This is a genomic window from Echinicola pacifica DSM 19836 (assembly GCF_000373245.1).
GTDB lineage: Bacteria > Bacteroidota > Bacteroidia > Cytophagales > Cyclobacteriaceae > Echinicola > Echinicola pacifica.
Genome location: NZ_KB890750.1, coordinates 804,195 through 824,122 on the forward strand (window position 1 = coordinate 804,195; position 19,928 = coordinate 824,122).

General features: G+C 43.2%; 15 protein-coding genes. 6 read left to right on the forward strand and 9 right to left on the reverse strand.

Annotation, left to right across the window (positions count from 1 at the left end; genetic code table 11):
• Positions 1-49 precede the first annotated feature (49 nt).
• The 3 genes from serA to B050_RS0113855 all read left to right on the forward strand — a co-directional run bounded on the left by serA (position 50) and on the right by B050_RS0113855 (position 4,176).
• Positions 50-1,942: a phosphoglycerate dehydrogenase gene (gene serA, locus B050_RS0113845; protein WP_018474535.1), complete on the forward strand. Its 1,893-nt coding sequence runs from the start codon at positions 50-52 to the stop codon at positions 1,940-1,942.
• Between the two features lie 719 nt (positions 1,943-2,661).
• A complete protein-coding gene (locus tag B050_RS0113850; RefSeq protein ID WP_026235892.1) occupies positions 2,662-3,588 on the forward strand; it encodes a universal stress protein in 927 nt (308 codons plus the stop codon).
• Between the two features lie 9 nt (positions 3,589-3,597).
• Positions 3,598-4,176 (forward strand): helix-turn-helix domain-containing protein, encoded by a 579-nt coding sequence (locus B050_RS0113855; RefSeq protein WP_018474537.1) that lies wholly within the window; start codon positions 3,598-3,600, stop codon positions 4,174-4,176.
• Between the two features lie 193 nt (positions 4,177-4,369).
• Here the strand turns inward: B050_RS0113855 and B050_RS0113860 are convergent, their stop codons facing one another.
• Genes B050_RS0113860 through B050_RS0113870 form a run of 3 tightly spaced genes read right to left on the reverse strand, consistent with a single transcriptional unit; the run spans position 4,370 to position 7,485 of the window.
• Entirely contained in the window at positions 4,370-5,050 is a 681-nt protein-coding gene (locus B050_RS0113860) for a phosphonatase-like hydrolase (protein WP_018474538.1), read from the reverse strand.
• A gap of 1 nt (position 5,051) precedes the next feature.
• Positions 5,052-6,215, reverse strand: a complete 1,164-nt coding sequence (locus B050_RS0113865) for a TIGR03364 family FAD-dependent oxidoreductase (protein ID WP_018474539.1) — start codon at positions 6,213-6,215, stop codon at positions 5,052-5,054.
• Positions 6,199-7,485 (reverse strand): DUF5690 family protein, encoded by a 1,287-nt coding sequence (locus B050_RS0113870; RefSeq protein ID WP_018474540.1) that lies wholly within the window; start codon positions 7,483-7,485, stop codon positions 6,199-6,201. The genes B050_RS0113865 and B050_RS0113870 overlap by 17 nt, the downstream gene beginning before the upstream one ends.
• A 232-nt stretch (positions 7,486-7,717) precedes the next feature.
• Here B050_RS0113870 and B050_RS0113875 point away from each other — a divergent pair, with 232 nt between their 5' ends.
• The 3 genes from B050_RS0113875 to B050_RS0113885 are packed head-to-tail and all read left to right on the forward strand — an operon-like array spanning position 7,718 to position 9,137.
• A complete protein-coding gene (locus B050_RS0113875; RefSeq protein WP_018474541.1) occupies positions 7,718-8,269 on the forward strand; it encodes an RNA polymerase sigma factor in 552 nt (183 codons plus the stop codon).
• Between the two features lie 36 nt (positions 8,270-8,305).
• Positions 8,306-8,680 (forward strand): hypothetical protein, encoded by a 375-nt coding sequence (locus B050_RS0113880; protein ID WP_018474542.1) that lies wholly within the window; start codon positions 8,306-8,308, stop codon positions 8,678-8,680.
• Positions 8,681-8,690: 10 nt separating this feature from the next.
• A complete protein-coding gene (locus B050_RS0113885; protein WP_018474543.1) occupies positions 8,691-9,137 on the forward strand; it encodes a hypothetical protein in 447 nt (148 codons plus the stop codon).
• Positions 9,138-9,352: 215 nt separating this feature from the next.
• Here the strand turns inward: B050_RS0113885 and B050_RS0113895 are convergent, their stop codons facing one another.
• The 6 genes from B050_RS0113895 to B050_RS0113920 all read right to left on the reverse strand — a co-directional run bounded on the left by B050_RS0113895 (position 9,353) and on the right by B050_RS0113920 (position 19,921).
• Positions 9,353-11,197, reverse strand: a complete 1,845-nt coding sequence (locus B050_RS0113895; RefSeq protein ID WP_044202368.1) for a glycoside hydrolase family 2 protein — start codon at positions 11,195-11,197, stop codon at positions 9,353-9,355.
• Positions 11,198-11,257: 60 nt separating this feature from the next.
• Entirely contained in the window at positions 11,258-13,399 is a 2,142-nt protein-coding gene (locus B050_RS0113900) for a beta-L-arabinofuranosidase domain-containing protein (RefSeq protein WP_026235893.1), read from the reverse strand.
• A 10-nt stretch (positions 13,400-13,409) separates the two neighbouring features.
• Positions 13,410-15,929 (reverse strand): glutaminase family protein, encoded by a 2,520-nt coding sequence (locus tag B050_RS0113905; RefSeq protein WP_157492790.1) that lies wholly within the window; start codon positions 15,927-15,929, stop codon positions 13,410-13,412.
• 40 nt (positions 15,930-15,969) lie between these two features.
• Complete coding sequence (locus B050_RS0113910) at positions 15,970-17,028, reverse strand: family 43 glycosylhydrolase (protein WP_018474548.1); 1,059 nt, start codon at positions 17,026-17,028, stop codon at positions 15,970-15,972.
• A 295-nt stretch (positions 17,029-17,323) separates the two neighbouring features.
• Positions 17,324-18,028, reverse strand: coding sequence for a DUF3823 domain-containing protein (locus tag B050_RS0113915; RefSeq protein WP_018474549.1), 705 nt, complete (start codon positions 18,026-18,028; stop codon positions 17,324-17,326).
• Positions 18,029-18,052: 24 nt separating this feature from the next.
• Positions 18,053-19,921 (reverse strand): RagB/SusD family nutrient uptake outer membrane protein, encoded by a 1,869-nt coding sequence (locus B050_RS0113920; protein ID WP_026235894.1) that lies wholly within the window; start codon positions 19,919-19,921, stop codon positions 18,053-18,055.
• Between the last annotated feature and the right edge of the window lie 7 nt (positions 19,922-19,928).

Sequence of the window (19,928 nt, forward strand, 5' to 3'; positions counted from 1 at the left end):
TAAGAAAATACTAAATTTACAGCCAAATCATTAAAAGTTCATCACAAAAATGACCACTGATAAAAAATTTATCATCGATTTCGACAGTACATTTACGCAAGTTGAGGCCTTGGATATTTTAGGAGAAATCAGCTTACGAAATGATCCCCAAAGGGATGTAAAACTACAAGCCATAAAGGACATCACTGATCTTGGGATGGAAGGCAAAGTCACCTTGCGCGAGAGTCTGGAGAAGCGCATAGAGGTTCTCGGCGCCAATAAATCGCAGATTTCCGAGCTAGTGGAGGCCCTTAAGAAGAAAGTATCGAAGTCATTTCATCGTAATAAGGACTTTTTGCTTGAAAATGCGGACAATATTTATATTATTTCCAACGGATTCAAGGACTTCATCACCCCCGTGGTGGGACAGTATGGTATCAAAGCCGAGAATGTATATGCCAATGAGTTTGTCTATGATGCCGATGGTAATATCACGGATTTTGACAGGGACAATTTACTTTCGAGAAATAATGGTAAGCCAGAAACCATCAAGACGCTGAACCTCGAAGGGGACGTATATGTTATTGGGGACGGATATACCGATTATGAAATCAAGGCCTCTGGGCTTGCTAATAAATTTTATGCTTTTGTAGAAAATATAAATAGACCCAAAGTTTCATCCAAAGCCGATCATATCGCTCCAAGTTTAGATGAAATTTTGTATGTAAATAAGATGAACAAAAAATATAGCTATCCGAAAAGCCGCATCAATGTGCTGCTTTTAGAAAACGTCCACCCTATAGGTGTGGAGATCATGAAGCAAGAAGGCTACAATGTGGAAGTGGTCAGTTCTGCTATGTCTGAAGAGGAACTATGTGAGAAAATCAAAAATGTCTCCATCATCGGTCTTCGCTCCAAGACACAAATCACCAAGAAAGTATTAGAAAATGCCAATAGGCTTATTGCTATTGGAGCATTCTGTATAGGCACCAACCAGATCGATCTGGAGACCTGTCAGGAAAAAGGAATTGCCGTATTCAATGCACCGTTTAGCAATACGCGTTCTGTGGTAGAATTGGCGATTGCGGAACTTATATTCCTTATGAGAAATCTCCAGGACAATGCGGTAAAAATGCACCAAAGCATTTGGAATAAGTCAGCTTCCGGAAGTTTTGAGGTGAGAGGAAAGAAACTCGGTATTATAGGATATGGTAATATCGGTGCTCAGCTTTCAGTATTGGCGGAAAGCATGGGGATGAATGTCTTCTATTACGATATCGTGGAGCGTCTGGCACTTGGTAATGCCACCAAAATTGACTCTTTAGACGAGTTATTGGAGACCTGCGATATGATCTCTCTTCATGTGGATGGCAGACCAGACAATAAGGATATTCTCAACAGAGAGAAGATCTTCAAAATGAAAAAAGGGGCTATTCTAGTTAACCTAAGCCGTGGACATGTGGTGGAAGTACCCGCCCTTCGTGAGGCATTGGAGACAGGCCATCTTGCAGGTGCTGCGGTGGATGTATTCCCTTCAGAGCCCAAAAACAATGATGAGCCTTTTGAATCAGAATTGAAAGGATGTCCTAATACCATCCTGACACCTCATATCGGTGGTAGCACCCTGGAGGCGCAGGAAAACATCGCACAGTTTGTACCAGGCAAAATCATCGAATACATCAATACTGGAAACACCTTCAACAGTGTAAACTTCCCAAATATCCAACTGCCATTCCTTAAGGATGCGCATCGATTGATCCATATTCACCATAATGCTCCCGGAGTATTGGCGAAGATCAATCAGGTATTGGCGAATTATAAAATCAATATTGCGGGTCAGTACTTGAAGACGAATGAGAAGATCGGATATGTGATCACCGATATAGACAAGCAGTATTCCAATGATGTGATCGATGCCTTGAAGGAAATAGAAGGAACCATCAGGTTTAGAATATTATATTAAATCACTAGAAAAACCACTAAACCAAAGGAGAGGGAAATGATGATCATTTCTCTCTTTTTTTTTGAGTAAAAAAAATAAGACCCGGGCCTAAGAGTGTTACCAAACCCCTTTATAGACAAGATTTGAGCTGCCCTGACTTCGCAACCTTCCACTGTTATCCTGCTTCCGAAGAAACGAGGTCCCGACAGAATCGGGATGAGGCCTGGTTTTGAAAATAGGCTTCACTCGGCATTTTTGTTAATTGTGAAGTTGGAACATGTCTGTGACCCGAGCCTAATGCAAATATACAAATAAGAATGGGGAATGGTAAATATTACCTTCATTCTTGGAATTCCCTTTTAGAACTCTTTGATATTCTGTGAAGAAAATACAAGATTAATGCCAGAGATGGGATTTGCTTATCCAATTTGTTCGCATTAAATTGGTATAATGGATCAGAGCCAAAATCATGCAGTCTCTATTAATTTAATAGTCAGCGGATCAGGTCATCTATACAATAGCTTAATGCCCAAAATGCTCTATATAAAAAAAATAAGGCGGATAAAAACAACAAGATATTGCACCAAGCTGGTATTTCACTGGCAAATTTTAAACATTACCCTTATATTCGCCTAAGATTAGAGAAGTCATAAATTTGCATTGAATTTATTTACAGATATAATTTTTAATTACTCTATCAAAAGAAGGTAGAGGAGAATCACTAAACAGCTGCTTAGGACATGTACCAAATTAAAAAACTGATCGTTTGCCTGGATCACACAGAAATGGACGTTACCCTGGTTAAGTTTGCATCGTTTATTGCAAAGATAAACCAGACTAAAAAAATCTACTTCACCAATGTGATCCGCAACCTTCAAATGCCAAAAGACATCCTAAAGGAATTCCCCAATTTGGTGGAAAACATGGTAGATGAAAGGAAAGGCCAAATGCAGGCTGTAGTAGAAAAACACTTTGACAAAAGTCATGAGGTAGAGTTGACCTATGTGGTCAAAGAAGGCCAACTATCCAAGAAGATATTGAAACTGGCGCATGAAAAATCAGCGGATATGATCCTGGTAGGTAGGAAGACCACCCTTGCAGGAAGTGGCGTGGTATCGCAGCGACTGGCAAGAAGAGCCTCCTGCTCCCTGACCATCATCCCTGAGACCATCACTGCACCCAAGGTGGACAAAATACTCGTTCCCATTGACTTCTCCGACTACTCCAAAGACGCACTCGAAGAGGCCATCATGATCGCCGAAAGAAATGGCAAGCACGTCGAAATCGTATGCCAAAATGTATTCTCAGTACCTTCAGGATATCACCTTACCGGTAAGTCTTACGACGAATTTGCCGAGATTATGAAATCCAACTCAGAGGTAAACTACAAGAAATTCATTCGGAAAATAGATACCAAGGACGTTAATATTACACCTATCTATACCGTGGATAATAATGATGATCCTGTGGAAGATATCATCAATATGGCTAAGGAACTTAAGGTCGATAGCATCGTAATTGGTGCTAAAGGTAGGACCGCCGCCACAGCCCTCTTCATCGGTAGCATCGCCGAGCGATTGATTCAACTCAACGAACAGTTTCCGCTCGTGGTCACCCGACCAAAAGGTAAAAATGCTGGTATCCTTGACTATATCCTTGAAATTTAATTCTGCTTCATGGAAGATTACCTGATTGGTATTGGCAAGAAGATCAAGGAAATTCGAAAAAATAATAATCAAACCATACTGACCTTGGCCCAGGAAGCCGAGGTCAGCAATGGATTAATTTCCCGCATCGAAAACGGTCGTACCATCCCTAGTTTACCCGTACTTCTGAATATCATCCAGGCCCTAAAGGTGGAAGTACCCGAGTTTTTCAATGCCCTCCCCAAGCAAAAACAAGCCAATTTTTTAGTCTGTAAAGCTGCCGATCAAACCTTAATTGAGAAAGAAGAAGAAGCCGAAGGCTTTGTATATAAATCCATCCTTGGAAAGCAGTTTTCCTCTATGGGTATGGAAGCCGTCCTATTAGAAATCCACCCCGGCTCCAAAAGAACCGCTGTGGTCACCGATGCCTATGAGCTCAAATATATGATCGCAGGAGAATGCGACTATCATATTGGAGAAGAAAAAGTTTCCCTCAGCGAAGGAGATTGCCTGTTTTTCGATGGAAGAATCCCTCACCTACCTTCCAATATTAGTCAATCCGTCGCTAAAATGCTGGTCATCTATTTCTATCAGGAACCAGCACACTAAAAGCCCCCCGCAAAATCAAACGGAGGGCTTCAGCAACAAAACAAACAAAATTAAATCCGGAATGAATGGGAATCGTCCATCCTATCGCGAATAGCAGGAAGAACTGATCTCTAAAAGCTTGCAGACGCTAGCGTCCAAACCTCCGGAGCATCGCCCCTGCCTTCTGCGGAACGTCCACTCCCTCCCCTCCGGATCAAATCAATAGTGCTCGGAGCTCTGTAATGGTTTCAAGAATATAATCGGGCTTGGCCAGGGCCAATTGATCTCTGGTCTGAGCACCACTTAGCACTCCCACAGACAGCCCGCAACCCGCAGCTTTGGCCTCTTCTATATCAATGGCAGAATCGCCCGCCTTCAACACCAATTTTGGATCCTCAATCTGGGTGAGCTCCATGGCCTTTAGGATCATATCAGGATGAGGTCTTCCCCTCTCCACCTGATCAGAAGTCACCAATCCATCGATCTGCTTACCTACTTCCCAGCCCAATTTCTTCACCAGCATCTCTGCGATTCGCTGGTCATAGCCAGTATTCAGGACCACTTTTATCCCTGCCTTATGTAGTGCTTCAAAGAGCTCTTCCACCCCCTCAAAAGTTTTGACGTTTAGGGTTTCATAGGCCTCTATCAATGAAGGCTTAAAATTCGCAAAGGCATGCTTTGCCTCCTCTTCTATCTCCGTAGAATCCGTACAAGCCGCCAAAGTATCAGTGATAGCCTGCAACTTCTCCTTACCAGCACCATGCTTCAACACCTCTTCCAGGGTCACCTTATACCCCAGATCCAATATCACCTGATGGACAGTTTTGTACACCACATTGTCCTCATCCACACTTGTGCCTGCCATATCAAATACGGCCAGTTTTATGCTTTTCATATTATTTACTATTTAAAATACTTTTAATATTTTCCTTGGAAAAACCCGCGCTGCCTGTCATTCCTTTCCCGCCTATCCCGGTGAGAATTTGGATTGTATTACCTATGTTTTTTTGGAAGATATCCGATGTTTTACACTGAGAATACATACCCCACCACCTTTGGCCTATCTCATAGGTAGGAAGTTCAATAATCTTCCTGGCCTCAGCAATCATAAAATCATCAATGGCCATATCTAAGTCAAAGCCTAGAGTCTCCACAGAGGAAGCATCGGCATATTGATGGGAGTCCCCAATGATCACCGAACCGTCCTCCGCTTGCTTAAACAAAATATGCACGCCCCATTTTTTCTGAGGAGAGTTTTCGTTCTCCAGCGCTTTGATCGCTGCAAAACTAGGGCACTCTGCGAAGGCCTCATATCGGCGGATAGACCAGCCCGTCAATATTGATCCGGGAAGAGAGTATTCCTTCCCCTGAGAGATCGTTTTCATCATCTGGAGCTTGGAAACTTCCAAGTCACTATTGAGAAATATTTCTGGAAATAAAGCTTTGAAATCCCTGCCACTGCATACCAATGCTTTTGCACCTAGAAAACAGGTCCCCCCAGCTGTATGAACCTCCACCTGACCATTGACCTCCTCACAATGTATCACGAGCTGGTTGGTCACTAAGCTTAAACCTAGGGAAGTCACCAGATAGTCCAGGAATTGGTGGATCATGCGATCAGGCTCCACGGTGACCTCATCCGGGAAATAAAGACCAGACCTTACATAATCGGATCTTAATCCCGAAAATTTTGTAAGGCATTCCGTTTTGGACCAACGAATGGATGCGTAATCATTGGTTTTATTGATAGCACATAATTCGTCCAGCAGCGCTTCTTCCTGCTCATCAGAAGCCAAATATACAGAGCCATTCTGGCGAATGGAAATATCAGTAATTGCCTGGATTTCCTTATAGATCTTCAAGCTTTCCCTGCCATAGGCCTGCCACTTACTGTTCATTCCCGAAGGTACCACCTGCCCAAAATTCCTAACTGTGGCCTCCTGTGGCTGATAATCCTTCTCCACCATCAAGACGGTATAGCCCATCTTCAAGGCATGGTAGGCATGAAATGCACCGAGCACCCCAGCTCCTATTATTATAAGGTCATACTTGTTGTTCATGAATCATTAATTTTTCGGATGTAATCGCTTTATATTTTTTCTGAATTGCCCAGCGGGATATGATCATCAATATAAAGCCTACCAATGCAATCATATAAGAGCTATAAATAAAGAAGTTTAGCCAACTAATATCATCCATAAAGAAGTTTTTGTACACCAATACCATCACACTGCCCAGGTACCCAAAGGCATCGGCAATATAGATGAGAAATCCTGCGTTGGCTTTAAGATGAAATACTCCTATAAATCGATCAAAAAAGAGGCAGTTGAAGGGTACATAACAGATATACAAACCAAATCCAGAGGCTACCATCCACGAAAACGGCGATAATATCCCTGCTTGAAACAACATCGTGGATCCACCCACAGTCAACACCCCCATCAGCAAGAGAGCAAAATAGGTGTTCAATGCCTTGAGATTGTCCCTAATCACCACTACTCCTCCAAGGATCAGCAGGACAACCACCGCTACGATCATCTCCGAATAACTAAACACCATAATGTCCCCCTCAAAGCCAACGCTGTCCCAGAGCTCCCTGGCAAAATTATCCCTAAAATCTCGGAATGCAGTCAATAGGGTGTAGAAGAAAACCAATAATAATAGAGGAAAAATAAAGCGTGTCATCACCCTCATCCTATCCTCTTTGGTCATCGGTACTCTCGGTGACTTAAGCGCCTCATCCTCTGGGCTGGGCGCAGGAAGCCTCTCCAGCATCCAGGCAAAAACCACCATTGGGAGAATGAAAATAGCCCCAGTGACCGCCGGCATCCAAAAAGCAGATATACTCCACTGGTCCATCGTCCATAAGCCTATGCTCTTCACCACCCCACTAGAAACTATAAAGCTTCCACATAAAGCCACTCCAAGGATCTCCGTAAACTTACGGCCTTCCAAATACGAAAAAACTATCCCCCAGACCATCCCGAGAGTCAGTCCATTGAATATCATCAGGAGAAAATTATAGGGAGCGGGAATCAATGCAAATAACACCAAGCTAAGCTCCGCAAGCAAAATCATCCCTACCAGGTACCAGGGGCGGTGCCTGGCCTCCATCTCTGACACATAACGGATGCCTGCAAATTTGGATATTGCGTAACCCAGTACCTGAGCAATAATTAGCAGAATCTTATAGTCCATTCCCCAGAGTCCAAGGCCTTCAAAAGGAACCGCCGAAAAGGGCTTCCGGAAGGCATACATGCAAAAATACGCACCAAATGCCGCCAAAGCGCCATGTGCCAGAAATATCATTTGCTGTTTTTTCACTTCCATAACCTGCCCAAATCGTTAAATTTTATATCTTGCTGATTGCTAAATACAGCCGCTGCATTGTTGAGTATTAATTAATATTAGTAAACTTAATTCTTCAAAATTGGCAAAATGTTTACATATAGTAAACTTTACGATTTTAAGAATGTGTTATTTTCTTGAGGAATGCTTAACATTACAGTCATCTATCCATTGGGGGATTAAACCTCTCGCATAGGGACTAGTCTAAGGGACAATGAGTAAATTTGAAGACCAGGAAATATTAGCTTTAATAAGAGACCCAAATACCCTTGAGCAGGGGTATAAGGTTTTGATGGAGCAATATCAGCGAAGGATTTACGGCGTAATTCGGAAGATGTTGATCATTCATGAGGACGCTGATGATGTCACCCAAAACACCTTTATTAAGGCTTTTAGGTATATTAAAAATTTCAAGGGAGATTCCAGCTTGTTCACCTGGCTGTATAGAATTGCGACAAATGAAAGTTTAACACATTTGGAGCGAAAGAAAAAGCGATTTCTGATACCGATAGAGGATCATCATCAGAAGATGCAGTCCTATCTGGACGAATCCCCCCTTATCGATGGGGATGAGATAAGCATCCGTCTCCAAAAAATCCTGCTAACTCTACCGGCAAAGCAGCGCCTAGTGTTTAACCTGAAGTACTTTGAAGAATTGAGTTACGATGAAATCAAAGAAATAACGGGCACCAGCGTAGGCGCCTTAAAAGCCAGTTATCATCATGCCTCCAAAAAAATAGAAGCAGAAATAATGGCGGCAGATTAAACCTCTACAGAAAATATAAGTCAAACCCACACTATTATGAAAAACATACCCGAACATACATTATTCAAGACCCCGGAAGGTTATTTTGAATCTTTAGGCACGAAAACCCTCGCAAGGAAGAAAAAGAAAGCGCAGATGGTGGTGATGTCTAGGATAGGGCTAGCCGCAAGTGTACTTTTGGCGGTGGGATTATACTTTAGTAATCCTTTTGCAGAAGAAATAGAGCAGAGCCAGTATGTATCCATGGATGCTGAAATTGATCAAATGATAGAGCAAGGAATATGGAGTGCAGACGATGTACTGTCCATGTCTGAGGATCCTGATGCGGTCCTGGATGAGCTCCTGCAAGAACAATGGGGCGCTTATCAGATGAATGATGCCGATTTGGACTTGGAATTATTGACCTATTAATCGAAAAAAAATGAAGAAGATACTATTATTTCTAGTAATGATCGCCTGCAGTGGTGCGCTCTATGCTCAGCGGCCAGCTGCTGCTGACTATGACTCCGAAAAGCTACAAGCCGCCAAAATTGCTTTCCTAACGCAGAAACTAGACTTGCAACCCGATCAAGCCACCGAGTTCTGGCCTTTGTATAATAAATTTGACGAGGAAAGACGTGGGTATTTCAAGCAGATGAGGGGTAAAGAAAAAGTCGAAGTTGAAACCCTTACTAATGAGGAAGCCAAAAAATTGATCGAGAATAAATTTAAGATGCAACAAGGATTGCTCGATTTGGAGAAAGATTTTACATGGAAGATAGCGAAAATTTTAAGTGCAAAACAAGCCTATATGCTCCAGGAAGCAGACCGTGATTTTGTTAGGCATTTGTATAAAATGAACCGTCAGCATGGCCCTGGCCCTCGCTAATCACTCAATAGCTTTCATCTATCACCTAATACATAGAGCACCGCATTCCTAGAATGGCGGTGCTCTTTTTTTGCTCCCCTATTGATAGATTTCAAAGCACTGAAGAATCGCACCATTCAAGGAGAAACCAGCCATGAAAAGATCCATGGCGGGTTTCCCGTATTCCAATAGCCAAAGGTCCTTTGACAAATCAATAAGTTATTATTCTTTCTTCATCAGTCCATATTCACATTTGCTTTATAAAGTTGGCTATGTACCTTCTGGAGGAACTCAGGAGTAAGTTTCACTACTTTTCGATCATAGGTCATCAGGCCATTGGTTTCCACTTCCACATCAGTGGTTTGGGTGTACACTGCGGCAGAGAGTCCTTGAGGAATTAATTTTGTCAAAGCTTCCATGAGCTCCGCATAGCGATCCTGGAGTTCTCCCACCGACTTAAAGCTCTGATATCCCCAATTGTCTTTTTGCTGCCAGGTATGTCCTTCCACGGGAAGCCCCAATCCTCCAAATTCGCCCAAGGTAATCACCATATCTTTCCCGAAAAACTGAGGGTTTGGCATCGCAGGTTCAGGATAATGATGTAGATCGATGATTTGCCCAACAGGGAAGAAATTTCCTCCGCTGGCACCATTGATCAATCTACTTTGGTCATAATTCATGGTCCATTTCACGATTTCTTCGGTCTTGAATTGGCCCCAGGCTTCATTAAATGGCACCCAAACGATAATAGAGGGGAAATTATGAAAGTCATCCATTATTTCCTTCCACTCAGCTTTAAAGATCGCCTCTGATTCAGGGCTTCGTTCTTTTTCGGTTCCCACACCGACGATTCCAGGACGCGGATTCCAATTATTACCCAGGTCTCCACTAGGCATATCCTGCCATACCAGCATCCCCATTTTGTCGCAATGATAATACCATCTGGCGGGCTCCACTTTCACATGTTTACGGATCATATTGAAACCCATATCCTGTGTTTTGGCAATATCAAATACCAGGGCTTCCTCAGTGGGAGCGGTATAGAGGCCATCTGGCCACCATCCTTGGTCCAGCGGGCCATATTGAAAGATGAATTTATCATTGACCAGCATCCGCTGCACTCCCTCCGCATCAAGCTCCATACTTACTTTTCGCATGGCTGCATAGCTCTTGGCCTGGTCCAGCACCTTCTTGCCATTGGTAAGACTTATCTCCAAATCATATAAAAATGGATTTCCCGGCTCCCAGAGCTGTGCATTCGGAATGGCTAAGACAGCCGCCTGGCCTATCGTCACTTGCTGCTCAGACAGCACTTGACCTTCGTTTAATACTTTAACCTCTAGCATTTGACCCGGTAGGGCTCCCTCCACCTCTGCTTCCACGGTAAGGGTACCAGCATCCACATCAGGGGTGTTTTTGGTTGATGAAATATAGCTTGCAGGAACCTTCTCCGTCCATACGGTTTGCCAGATTCCTGTCACTGGAGTGTACCAGATTCCATGTGGATTCTTCACCTGCTTGCCTCTAGGCTGCGGCCCTTCATCTGTGGGATCCCATACCCGCACCATGAGTTCATTTTCTTTTGCACCGCTAAGGGCCTCGGTAATATCAAAGGAGAAAGGCGTATATCCACCTTGATGAATACCAATGGATTTACCATTAATAAAAATCTCTGCTTCCCAGTCCACCGCGCCAAAATGAAGCAAAATTCTTTCTTTGCTGGAGGCTTTCGCCTCAAAGGAGGTTTTGTACCAAAGCTCTTGGTCCTTCCCCACCGATTTGCCCACTCCTGACAAGGCCGACTCCACAGCAAATGGCACTAAAATCTCCCCGTCAAAAGTCTCGGGCAACTCAGCACCCTTCGCCAGAATGCTGTAGTTCCACAGTCCATTGAGATTATTCCAGTTGTCTGCCCGCACCAGTTGAGGTCGAGGGTATTCGGGATGTACTGCATGAGGATTAATATTCTCGGCCCACTCGGTCATCACTTTTCCTGCCACTGGAGCCCATTTTCCTTCCTGGGCCCAAGCAAATGATTGAGCTAATAGCATAGCTGCTCCTAGCAAAATTGACTTTTTCATTTTGGTTTATTTTAAGTTAAAAATTCAGTACAAAGAAATTATTCATTGATAATCCATAAGCTAAAGCGGCTTAATCAGCTCCGGAAATGCCGCTATCCGAAGCCTTGCTGCACCCATAGGAATTAGCACGACATCTTCCACCCTCTCTGCCGACTGCTTTGGCAGGTCCTTCAGCTCTCCTACCAAGCCATGAGAATCCAAGGTCCAGGAGGGGATTTTTTTACCCTTCGCTTTTATGAGGATAGGGACTTCCTCAGGAGTCCAAGGGAAGTTCGAATCTGGCCAAGGCCTCTCAATAACTTCCATACTAAGCCCGGGCTCAGCCCCATTTACGACCAAGCTATAATTCCAATCGCTGGAAGGATGGACTTCCCATGAAGGCCATTTTTTAGTATCCGCTCCTTTCTGCCATTTAGAATCCCATATAGCAGTTTCCTCGCTATCTCGCTGAATATATTCCTCTTCAATTTTGAGAGAATACGTCAATGGGCCCCGCGATACACTAAAACTATTGCTATTTTCTGCCCAAGTCTTCACCTTTAGTTTCATGGAAAAATGTAGGCTAACGATATCCTCAGAATGCCACTTTCTAAGTATTTTTATATAGCCAGAGCCACTTATATTATCTTTAATACGCTCCCCATTTATTCTAAGCGAAGCAGCAGAAGTCCAAGAGGGGATTCTAAAATAAAGAGGAAATTCTACCGGATATGGGGTTTCTATCTGAAATTCTAGCGATTCCCTAAACGGGTATTGTGTATTTTCTTTAATGCTTATCTCGACTCCTTCTCCCACTATAGCCTTCACGGTACTGGGACCATAGATACCGGCCACCAAGCCATTATCAGGTGTCGCCATCCATAAGTTTTCAATAAAATACGGCCAACCTTGGGAGTGATTATGTTGGCAACATCTAGAGCTGAAGGGATTCATCATCAAAAATGGGCCACTATTGGCTATGCCAGGAGCATGATTTTTGGCATCCAGCAAGACCATATTGGGGGAGGTAATATAATGTAACGATTTAAAATCTGGCATTACTGCAGCTGGGTACATATTATAAGCCACCTCCTCCACATGGTCTGCCCAAAAAGGGTCGCCTGTAATTCGCAATAAATGCTCATCGGAATTCATCTGCTCCACCAGACCACATGTTTCGGTTCCTTGCCGTGGGTCTGCATAGCCAGGACGGGCATTTTCATCACTCCCAAACATGCCCCCAGGCACCTGCCCAAAATAAGCTCTAATAATTTGGAAATTACCGTAGGTAGCTTCTAAATGTTGTTCATTATGACTTAATAAATAATACTGTGCTGGCTCTCTAAAGGCCTGAGCATGGTTCACATTGTGCCAATCGATCTGATCTCTATACCAGTCTGGCACTTCTCCCCCACCTCGTACTTCGTAATAATTATGAATATCCTTAAGGTCATGACTTCTTCCTATCCAATCTGATGTGTTTCGATGGATTTTTTCTGCCAATTGGAGCAAAAAAGGCTCTGCGGTCCGGTTATAAAGCCAATAAACACTATGGAGATTATCGCCTCCGCGCAACTTCTGCCAATAGCCTTTCAAGAATTGATCATCAGGAACACTCAGCTGAAATTTAAAATAATCGGTCATCAATTTAAGGACCCTTTCTTCCTCTGTATATTCATAATAGGATTGTAGGCAATAGAGCATAATCATATTAGCCCAGAAATCCTGCTTGTCTCCATCAAAGTGTTTTGGTCCAAAATTACCGTCAGAACGCTGACTATTCATGGTACCTTCTATCCAAATTTTTGCTTCCTCTAAAATGGCGGGATCATCTAGGAGATATCCCAAATGGGCATAGCCCTTTAGCCAATATGGCACCTCTTCCCATCCCCAGCTCCCTTCTCCTTCAGGGTCTAACCAAGCGTTGTCTTCCTTCTGTAGCCAGGCACTTATCTCCCCTAAATGGCCTGTGAGCCCCTTACTTTGTCGTAGTAAATATTCCTTGAGAAACCCCTCTGGTCGCACAGCAGCTACCGGCAATTTTATCAGTGCACTGGGAAGAAGCGGGGCCCTGTTGCTAATATAGTGGGCATTCGTGCCGCTATTGTCTATCCTATCTACCTTAGTGACCTGACTGGGATTTTGGTCCTGTGTACTACAAGACATCACTATAATAGTCAGTATCAACGTTCCTATCAAGCCATTATTTGTTTTTCTCCACATGTCCTTAAGCCTATTTATTCAAAAAATAATCCTTTAGTACTGGCATAAAATACCCGCCTACTACTGACCTGGCTCTAAAACCTACAGATTCCGCTGTGGTGGTTTCATGCCAATCACTCACCGGAATCCGGTCGGGAGTGTTATTTATATAGTCAATCATGGGAGCTATTAGCGCTTGTTTATCGTGATCTGACTTTGCCAGTGAGGCCGTCCAAAATACCCAATCCGACTTAGTATAGGTTTTCCGACTATCCAAGGGAAGGCCAAAAGCTTCTTGCTTGCTTAGGTAATAAAGGACCTCCTGATGAGCTACCTCATCAGGGAAGATGTCTAGTCCAAGAAGATTATTCCATACCAAGTTATATTTTTGGCTCCAAGAGCCTTTTTGGTCAAAAGTCAAGCTGTAATGGTCTCCATCAATGGCCTTATCCATCCACTTCTGCGCAAAATCCTTGGCCAATAGTGTGTATTTCTCCGCCTCTGCCGTTTTCCCTAAGGATTGAGCCATCTGCCCATAACCGGCTATCGCTAATATCGCTTTGACTGACAAGTTGGTATTATGTGCCAAATGTCCAGCAAAATCATCCGTACAAAGCTGATTTGCTGGGTCAAAGCCTTCCTTGGCAAGGTATTCCACCCAAGTGGTCAATACCTCCCAATGTTGGCTCGCATAGTCGGCTGTTCCTTCCACTTTAGAGATCGCTGTAGTTAACAAAATCATATTTCCCGCTTCCTCCACAGGCATATCCTCGCCATAAGTCTGCCCGTTGGCGAGTGGGTAAGTTCCTATATCGTGGGCGGGAAAAGGCTTGGCCCATTTGCCACTTTCACTATAATAAAAAATAGGGTCTAACATGCCTTTTAGCAAATCAGGATTATATAATAAAAATAAAGGAGCAGAAGGATAGCTTATATCCACGGTACCAATGGAACCATTACTGAAGTTTTCTTTAGAAAAAAAATACAACTCCCCATCAGGCCCTTCCACTGCTTTGTGTGCAGCTATGGCTTGCCTATACACTAGCGCACATATCTCCGCATATTCCACACCTGCCGCCGCTTTGGCATCCTTATAAAGCCTCTCGTCAAACTGCTTAGCGGCCCGCATTATTGACTCATAGTCTGAGCGTGCAGCTTGGAGCATCTCAGCGGTACTTTTGCCATATTTCTTCCACCAAGCTTTAAGATTGACACTAAAAAACTGAACGGAATAAATATCATCATAGGCGAGAGTAACAAAATCAGTAGTTTCTTTCTTTCCCACCTTTCCAAAATCAAGAGCCATTGCCGCAGTAATCATGCCCTGTACTGGCGCGGAAGCATCCGGCAAGGCTCCTTCCACCGTCAGTTTACCATGATTTACAAAGTCCAAAATGCTTAACTGATTGAAATTTATGGTCGAGCTAATGGAGTGCTGGTCTGAGGCAGTCAGGTACATATACCCCCAATCAATTCTTATATTATCTCCTTTCTTTTGAAGCACTGGCTGTGTAACAGTACCCAATCTTAGAGCTGTTAAACCTTCAATTTCCAAACGCTCCCCTCCCACCATCTGATCTGTAGTATTTACCGCTAAGTCAGATGAAGCACTAAGATACACCTGTACCTCATGAAGTTGGGTATCCAATGAATTGGCCGAAAAGCTTATATAATTTGCAGGCCTACTGAAGACCTCCAAATCATCTGGCAACATCGGAGAAGTGAACTTTACTTTCAGAGCCACAGGTCCGGCATGAAAAAAGTAGTCTGTTGAAGTGGCGCTTACACTTGCACTTATTTGTTCAGCCGTGTCTATACGTACTGATGATGGGATTACCTCCAAAATTCCTGCATCCAAAAAAGCGCCCCCCCGTGTATTCTCACAATGAATTGCCAATACATTTGTTCCCTTATGCAAGGACTCTTTCACTTCCTCAGGAAGAGTAATTTGGATAGGAGCATTTACCCAGCCTATTTTCTCATAGGCTTTGATCCCATTGATAAATACCTCTACATTATCATCGTGATGTATATTGAGTAGTAAATCATTAAAATCCGTTCGATCCAACTCAAAAGTTCTTCTAACCCAAATATCTTTGGTCGTCCATTTGTTTGGAGCAGGACTATCTTCCCCATTGGTAAAAGCACCCTTGGTGGTATGCCAATTTACCCCCTCCACAAACTCCTCCTGCATCCATGAGTCATTGGGCTGCGAATAGGTATATTTCCACTGCCCCTCCATCCCAGACATAGGTAACAAAGTGGATGTTTCGGTCATTTCTTTTCCTAAAAAATAATATGATTTACCATCTACACGCACCAGCCCTTGAAGTTGGTTTGGAAGGCCCGTCCAGTGCTTAGTAGCACTCCCTGCAAGTTGATCATCCATACTCCAAATACTTAAATAAGGATCCACAGTGATCAATGGAAATGCTGGCGGCCGAATGGACATTTCATCCTCTTGGTGAATCTTGGTACTTTGAGCCTGGCAACTTATTCCAGCCAAATATAGAGGGAATAGCAATGTATATTTTAGTAGATTATTCATCATATTATATTTTATTTCAATAATTATATGAACTGAATTTAATTTAAAACACTGGTTTTTTCTCTGGATGATGACTAGGTTCTTGACCATAAACCAATGGCCAATCTTCCCTCCATATCAACTTATCCAAGCATAATGTTCTTCTATTGGTTTCATTAGAGGAGCGTGCTTTCCTTTTGAGCATGGCATGGTAAATCAACCAATCTGTACCTGCCTTATCGCTGACTATCTCGGCATTATGACCTGGACCAACAAAGCCCTCTTCTCCTAAATTCCCCTTGAGTACCAGCTCCCCGTAATGGCCATCAAGAAGCTTATTCCCTGCCTTATCCTGATAGGGACCTTCTAGATGAGATGACCTGCCCACCCAGACCTGGTAGCTACTATTGATACCTTCACAACAGGACCCATAGGAGGCAAATAGATAATAAAAACCATTTCTGTGAAGGATATAACTTGCCTCCAGATGGTCTCCTGCAATTTGGGTTTTATCCCCTACCACCGACTTCCCATCCTCACTTAGTGAAATCATATATAACCCCTTAAAACTCCCCCAAAACAGGTATTTCTGCTCACCTTCCTCATAATAATGGGGATCAATTGAATTCTCCACACCTATACTTTTAGAGTCAAATAACTTACCCTGATCCACAAATGGGCCTTCTGGGGAATCTGCAATGGCTAAGCCGATTCCTGGATTCGGATCTCCCCAAGTGGAGTATGAGTAATACATGAAGAAATGCTTTCCTACCTTACTTACATCTGGTGCCCATATCCCTCCTTCCTTCTTCCAATTGGGTTTGGTAGAAAGCGCATCTCCTACTAATTCCCAATCAGTAAGATCCGTTGATTTGAGAATAGGCAGCAAATGGTATCCGCCCTCCTCTGCCCAATCATTCTCGGTCCCGTAAGCATAAAAATATTCCCCCTCCTTAATTATTGTTGGATCAGCCAAAATAGGTTCCCAAACAGGATTGGTATAGGTATTATTGATTCTATCCTTATCGATAGTGCTTGCTGAGGGTTCTTGTGCATTACTCGTACATGCTACTGTATGGAACAATAGCAGGAGGAGCATAAATATATTTTGGCGAACTTTCATATTATATATAGGTTCATCTATTCAATATTAAACTGTACAGAATGTAAGAGGAAATAATATCAGGCGTTAAGAATACCACTTGTATCATTGTCGAGGTTCTTTGACTCAGCAAAATGGTCATTTATGAATGGCAACTTCACTCGAGACTCTCAACTAGAGTATATCTTCTTAGTTAGGCTAAAATTATAGGAGGAAGAAATAGGCCTGTGGTTTTTAACACCACTTGTATTAAACCTCAATTTATCTTCCTCCTACATTTTAAATCCAATTCAATGAAGGTCTATCTGACATAGATTCAAAAATCAACTCGCTCAATAGCCGAAAATATCATATCCTCAACGCCTTCTATTTTCAAGCCGACCCTGGCATAAACATAGCCTTGGGTGGGACTGATAGTAGGAACAGAAGTCGTCAAGTTTATAGAAGAAAGGTCAGTAATATCCGAGCCACTAACCCTGGCGGCGCTAATGCTCGTCCGTCCATCCACAAAGGCAGTTTTGCTTAGGTAAAGAACTGCCTCATTTATCGGTCGGGCATCACTGTTAGTGATCACCTGTTCTATACCAAAACTGGCTAATACGGAGGTGCTATTTCCAGTTATGGTCACATTCCGAATCATATAATAAGGAAGCACTTCAATATCCATCGTTAAGCCAGTCCGAAGGTTCAGGGGAATAGTATCCGAGCTGGTTTCAGGGTTGGGAATATTCATGAAGGGACCTTGATCAGCGGGAATGATTAGTTTATAGTCACCAGAGAATAAAAGCGATGAAAATGATCCCGCCTGATCAATCGCCACACTGATATTCCCAAAGGTTTGCCAGCCTTCTTCGTAAAGTTGAAAATACACGTCATTATAGCTTACACCTATCGGGTACCCATTATATACCAAATTTCCTTCGAAGAGTAATTTAGGTTCATCGTAATTATCATAAGCACAGGAGGAAATACCTATTGCTAACAGGCTAATTCCAAGCAAATATTTTATATTATTTTTCATAGGATTTCAAAATTTAACAGGTCTCTAATGGTTGGGATTTCTTACAATCTTTGGATTGTCCGTTAAGATATTATCACTGATTTTAGAATAATAATTTCCCAAACGAAACCGATGAGCATTGAAGACTGGCGTGGGGATAAACTCCTCAAAAACATACTTCAGATGGTTAGGACTACCGGGACTATAAATTTTGTAAGGTTTCAGTCCAAATACTCTGGTGCTAATGGCATCAGCATCCCCAGGTGTATCTGTCAGTGGTACCGCTTCTCCATTCCATACTTGATGGGCGAGCCTCCATCGTTTCAAATCCCAAAGGATATGATTTTCAAAGGAAAGCTCCACCTTTCGCTCATGTACGATTCGGTCAAAATCCATCTCTGCTGGAGTCAGGTCTATGGGCATGCCCGCACGTCTCCGGACCTGGTTCATATAATTTACAGCCTTCACGGGATCACCAAGTTCATAGGCGGCCTCCGCTGCATTGAGGAGTACCTCAGCATAGCGAAAGCGAATCCACCATACGGAACTTCCTGTGCCTCTTTGACCCGAGCCTACTTGTGTATCGACGTATTTGCGGAGATAGAACCCATTCTGAGCAGACCATTCTAAGTTGGCAATAGGACCATCATAACCCACCACTTGCTCTGGATCCGTCTGGCCTGGAAGCGTGGCTCTTCCTCCCAACTGATCCGAGGTGACGATGGACCCATCCTGGAGTTTGTATCCGGCCCATATGTCCACCTCAGCCCCTCTAAAAGTGGAGCCAGGGAGGATGACTGTTCCTGCTAGACGAGGATCACGTCCCGAAAATATGTCCTGCGGATTTTCATAATATATCACTGCTCCAGACGGGTCGGTGGTGGGTAATGGGGCGAAACTATTATCCATAAGTTCAAAAGATTGAACTAAATTTAAAGATGGATTTAACTTACCACCGGCGGTATTTTCTTCTCTCAAACTTCTCGGGATAGCATCAATGGTGAACCCATGGGTAGTCGCTTGCACAAGAAAATCCTTTGCGAAAATCACCTCAGGATTATTATTTTTAGTAAGAAAAAGGTTGGCAAAATTTTCAGACCGATTAGCATCATTATTATAAAGTTGGTACGTACCACTTTTGATCAGCTCTTCTGCTGCAGCTAGAGCAAGGGTATAATAGTCAGAGGCCATACTAAGGGGTATGCCCACCTCATCCCCCGGAAGGGAAACATTAGGGGTAGATTGTCCATATTTAGCAATAGAGCCAGCATATAAAGCCGCCCGAGATTGCAAGGCCAGAGCGGCACCTTTGGTAGCACGGGAGTAGGTCCCACCTTCGGGAAGCTCTGATTTGATGGATTCCATCTCACTAATCACAAAATCATAGATCTCATATTCCTTGGCCCTGGGATGTTGGAGGTAGGTAGGATCCCCACTATTATCATATTCGAGAGGTTCTAAGATCAATGGTACTCCCCCCATGCGCTTGACATGCTCAAAGTACACCATGGCGCGGATAAAACGAGCCTCGGCAATAAATCGACTTCTACTTTCTGCATCCAAATTCCCGGCTTCCTGAGCTTTAACTAAGAATAAATTAATATCCCTGATGTAAGAATAATCCCATATTCCCCAGTCATCATAATCATAATCCTGGTTTTGATGTCTGTAATAGTCGCCAGCATTGGAGGCAAATAATTCATCAAAGTTGGCAAACTCCCACCATATTTCGACCGATTGATAATCAGGAAGTCGATTGTACAAGTCAGCGAGTACAGAAAGTACCAGGTCTTCATTTTCCCACACTTGATCCTCAGTCAACAGGTCAGTAGGCTGTCGGGTCAAGAATTCTTCGTCGTTGCAGCCTGTCAGCAGAGCTAAACAAGTGCATATACTTAATATGATTTTTTTCATGATAGGT

Coding starts and splice junctions, on each gene's coding strand:
- serA (WP_018474535.1), top strand. CDS start 50: ATGACCACTGATAAAAAATTTATCATCGATTTCGACAGTACATTTACG.
- B050_RS0113850 (WP_026235892.1), top strand. CDS start 2,662: ATGTACCAAATTAAAAAACTGATCGTTTGCCTGGATCACACAGAAATG.
- B050_RS0113855 (WP_018474537.1), top strand. CDS start 3,598: ATGGAAGATTACCTGATTGGTATTGGCAAGAAGATCAAGGAAATTCGA.
- B050_RS0113860 (WP_018474538.1), bottom strand. CDS start 5,050: ATGAAAAGCATAAAACTGGCCGTATTTGATATGGCAGGCACAAGTGTG.
- B050_RS0113865 (WP_018474539.1), bottom strand. CDS start 6,215: ATGAACAACAAGTATGACCTTATAATAATAGGAGCTGGGGTGCTCGGT.
- B050_RS0113870 (WP_018474540.1), bottom strand. CDS start 7,485: ATGGAAGTGAAAAAACAGCAAATGATATTTCTGGCACATGGCGCTTTG.
- B050_RS0113875 (WP_018474541.1), top strand. CDS start 7,718: ATGAGTAAATTTGAAGACCAGGAAATATTAGCTTTAATAAGAGACCCA.
- B050_RS0113880 (WP_018474542.1), top strand. CDS start 8,306: ATGAAAAACATACCCGAACATACATTATTCAAGACCCCGGAAGGTTAT.
- B050_RS0113885 (WP_018474543.1), top strand. CDS start 8,691: ATGAAGAAGATACTATTATTTCTAGTAATGATCGCCTGCAGTGGTGCG.
- B050_RS0113895 (WP_044202368.1), bottom strand. CDS start 11,197: ATGAAAAAGTCAATTTTGCTAGGAGCAGCTATGCTATTAGCTCAATCA.
- B050_RS0113900 (WP_026235893.1), bottom strand. CDS start 13,399: ATGTGGAGAAAAACAAATAATGGCTTGATAGGAACGTTGATACTGACT.
- B050_RS0113905 (WP_157492790.1), bottom strand. CDS start 15,929: ATGATGAATAATCTACTAAAATATACATTGCTATTCCCTCTATATTTG.
- B050_RS0113910 (WP_018474548.1), bottom strand. CDS start 17,028: ATGAAAGTTCGCCAAAATATATTTATGCTCCTCCTGCTATTGTTCCAT.
- B050_RS0113915 (WP_018474549.1), bottom strand. CDS start 18,028: ATGAAAAATAATATAAAATATTTGCTTGGAATTAGCCTGTTAGCAATA.
- B050_RS0113920 (WP_026235894.1), bottom strand. CDS start 19,921: ATGAAAAAAATCATATTAAGTATATGCACTTGTTTAGCTCTGCTGACA.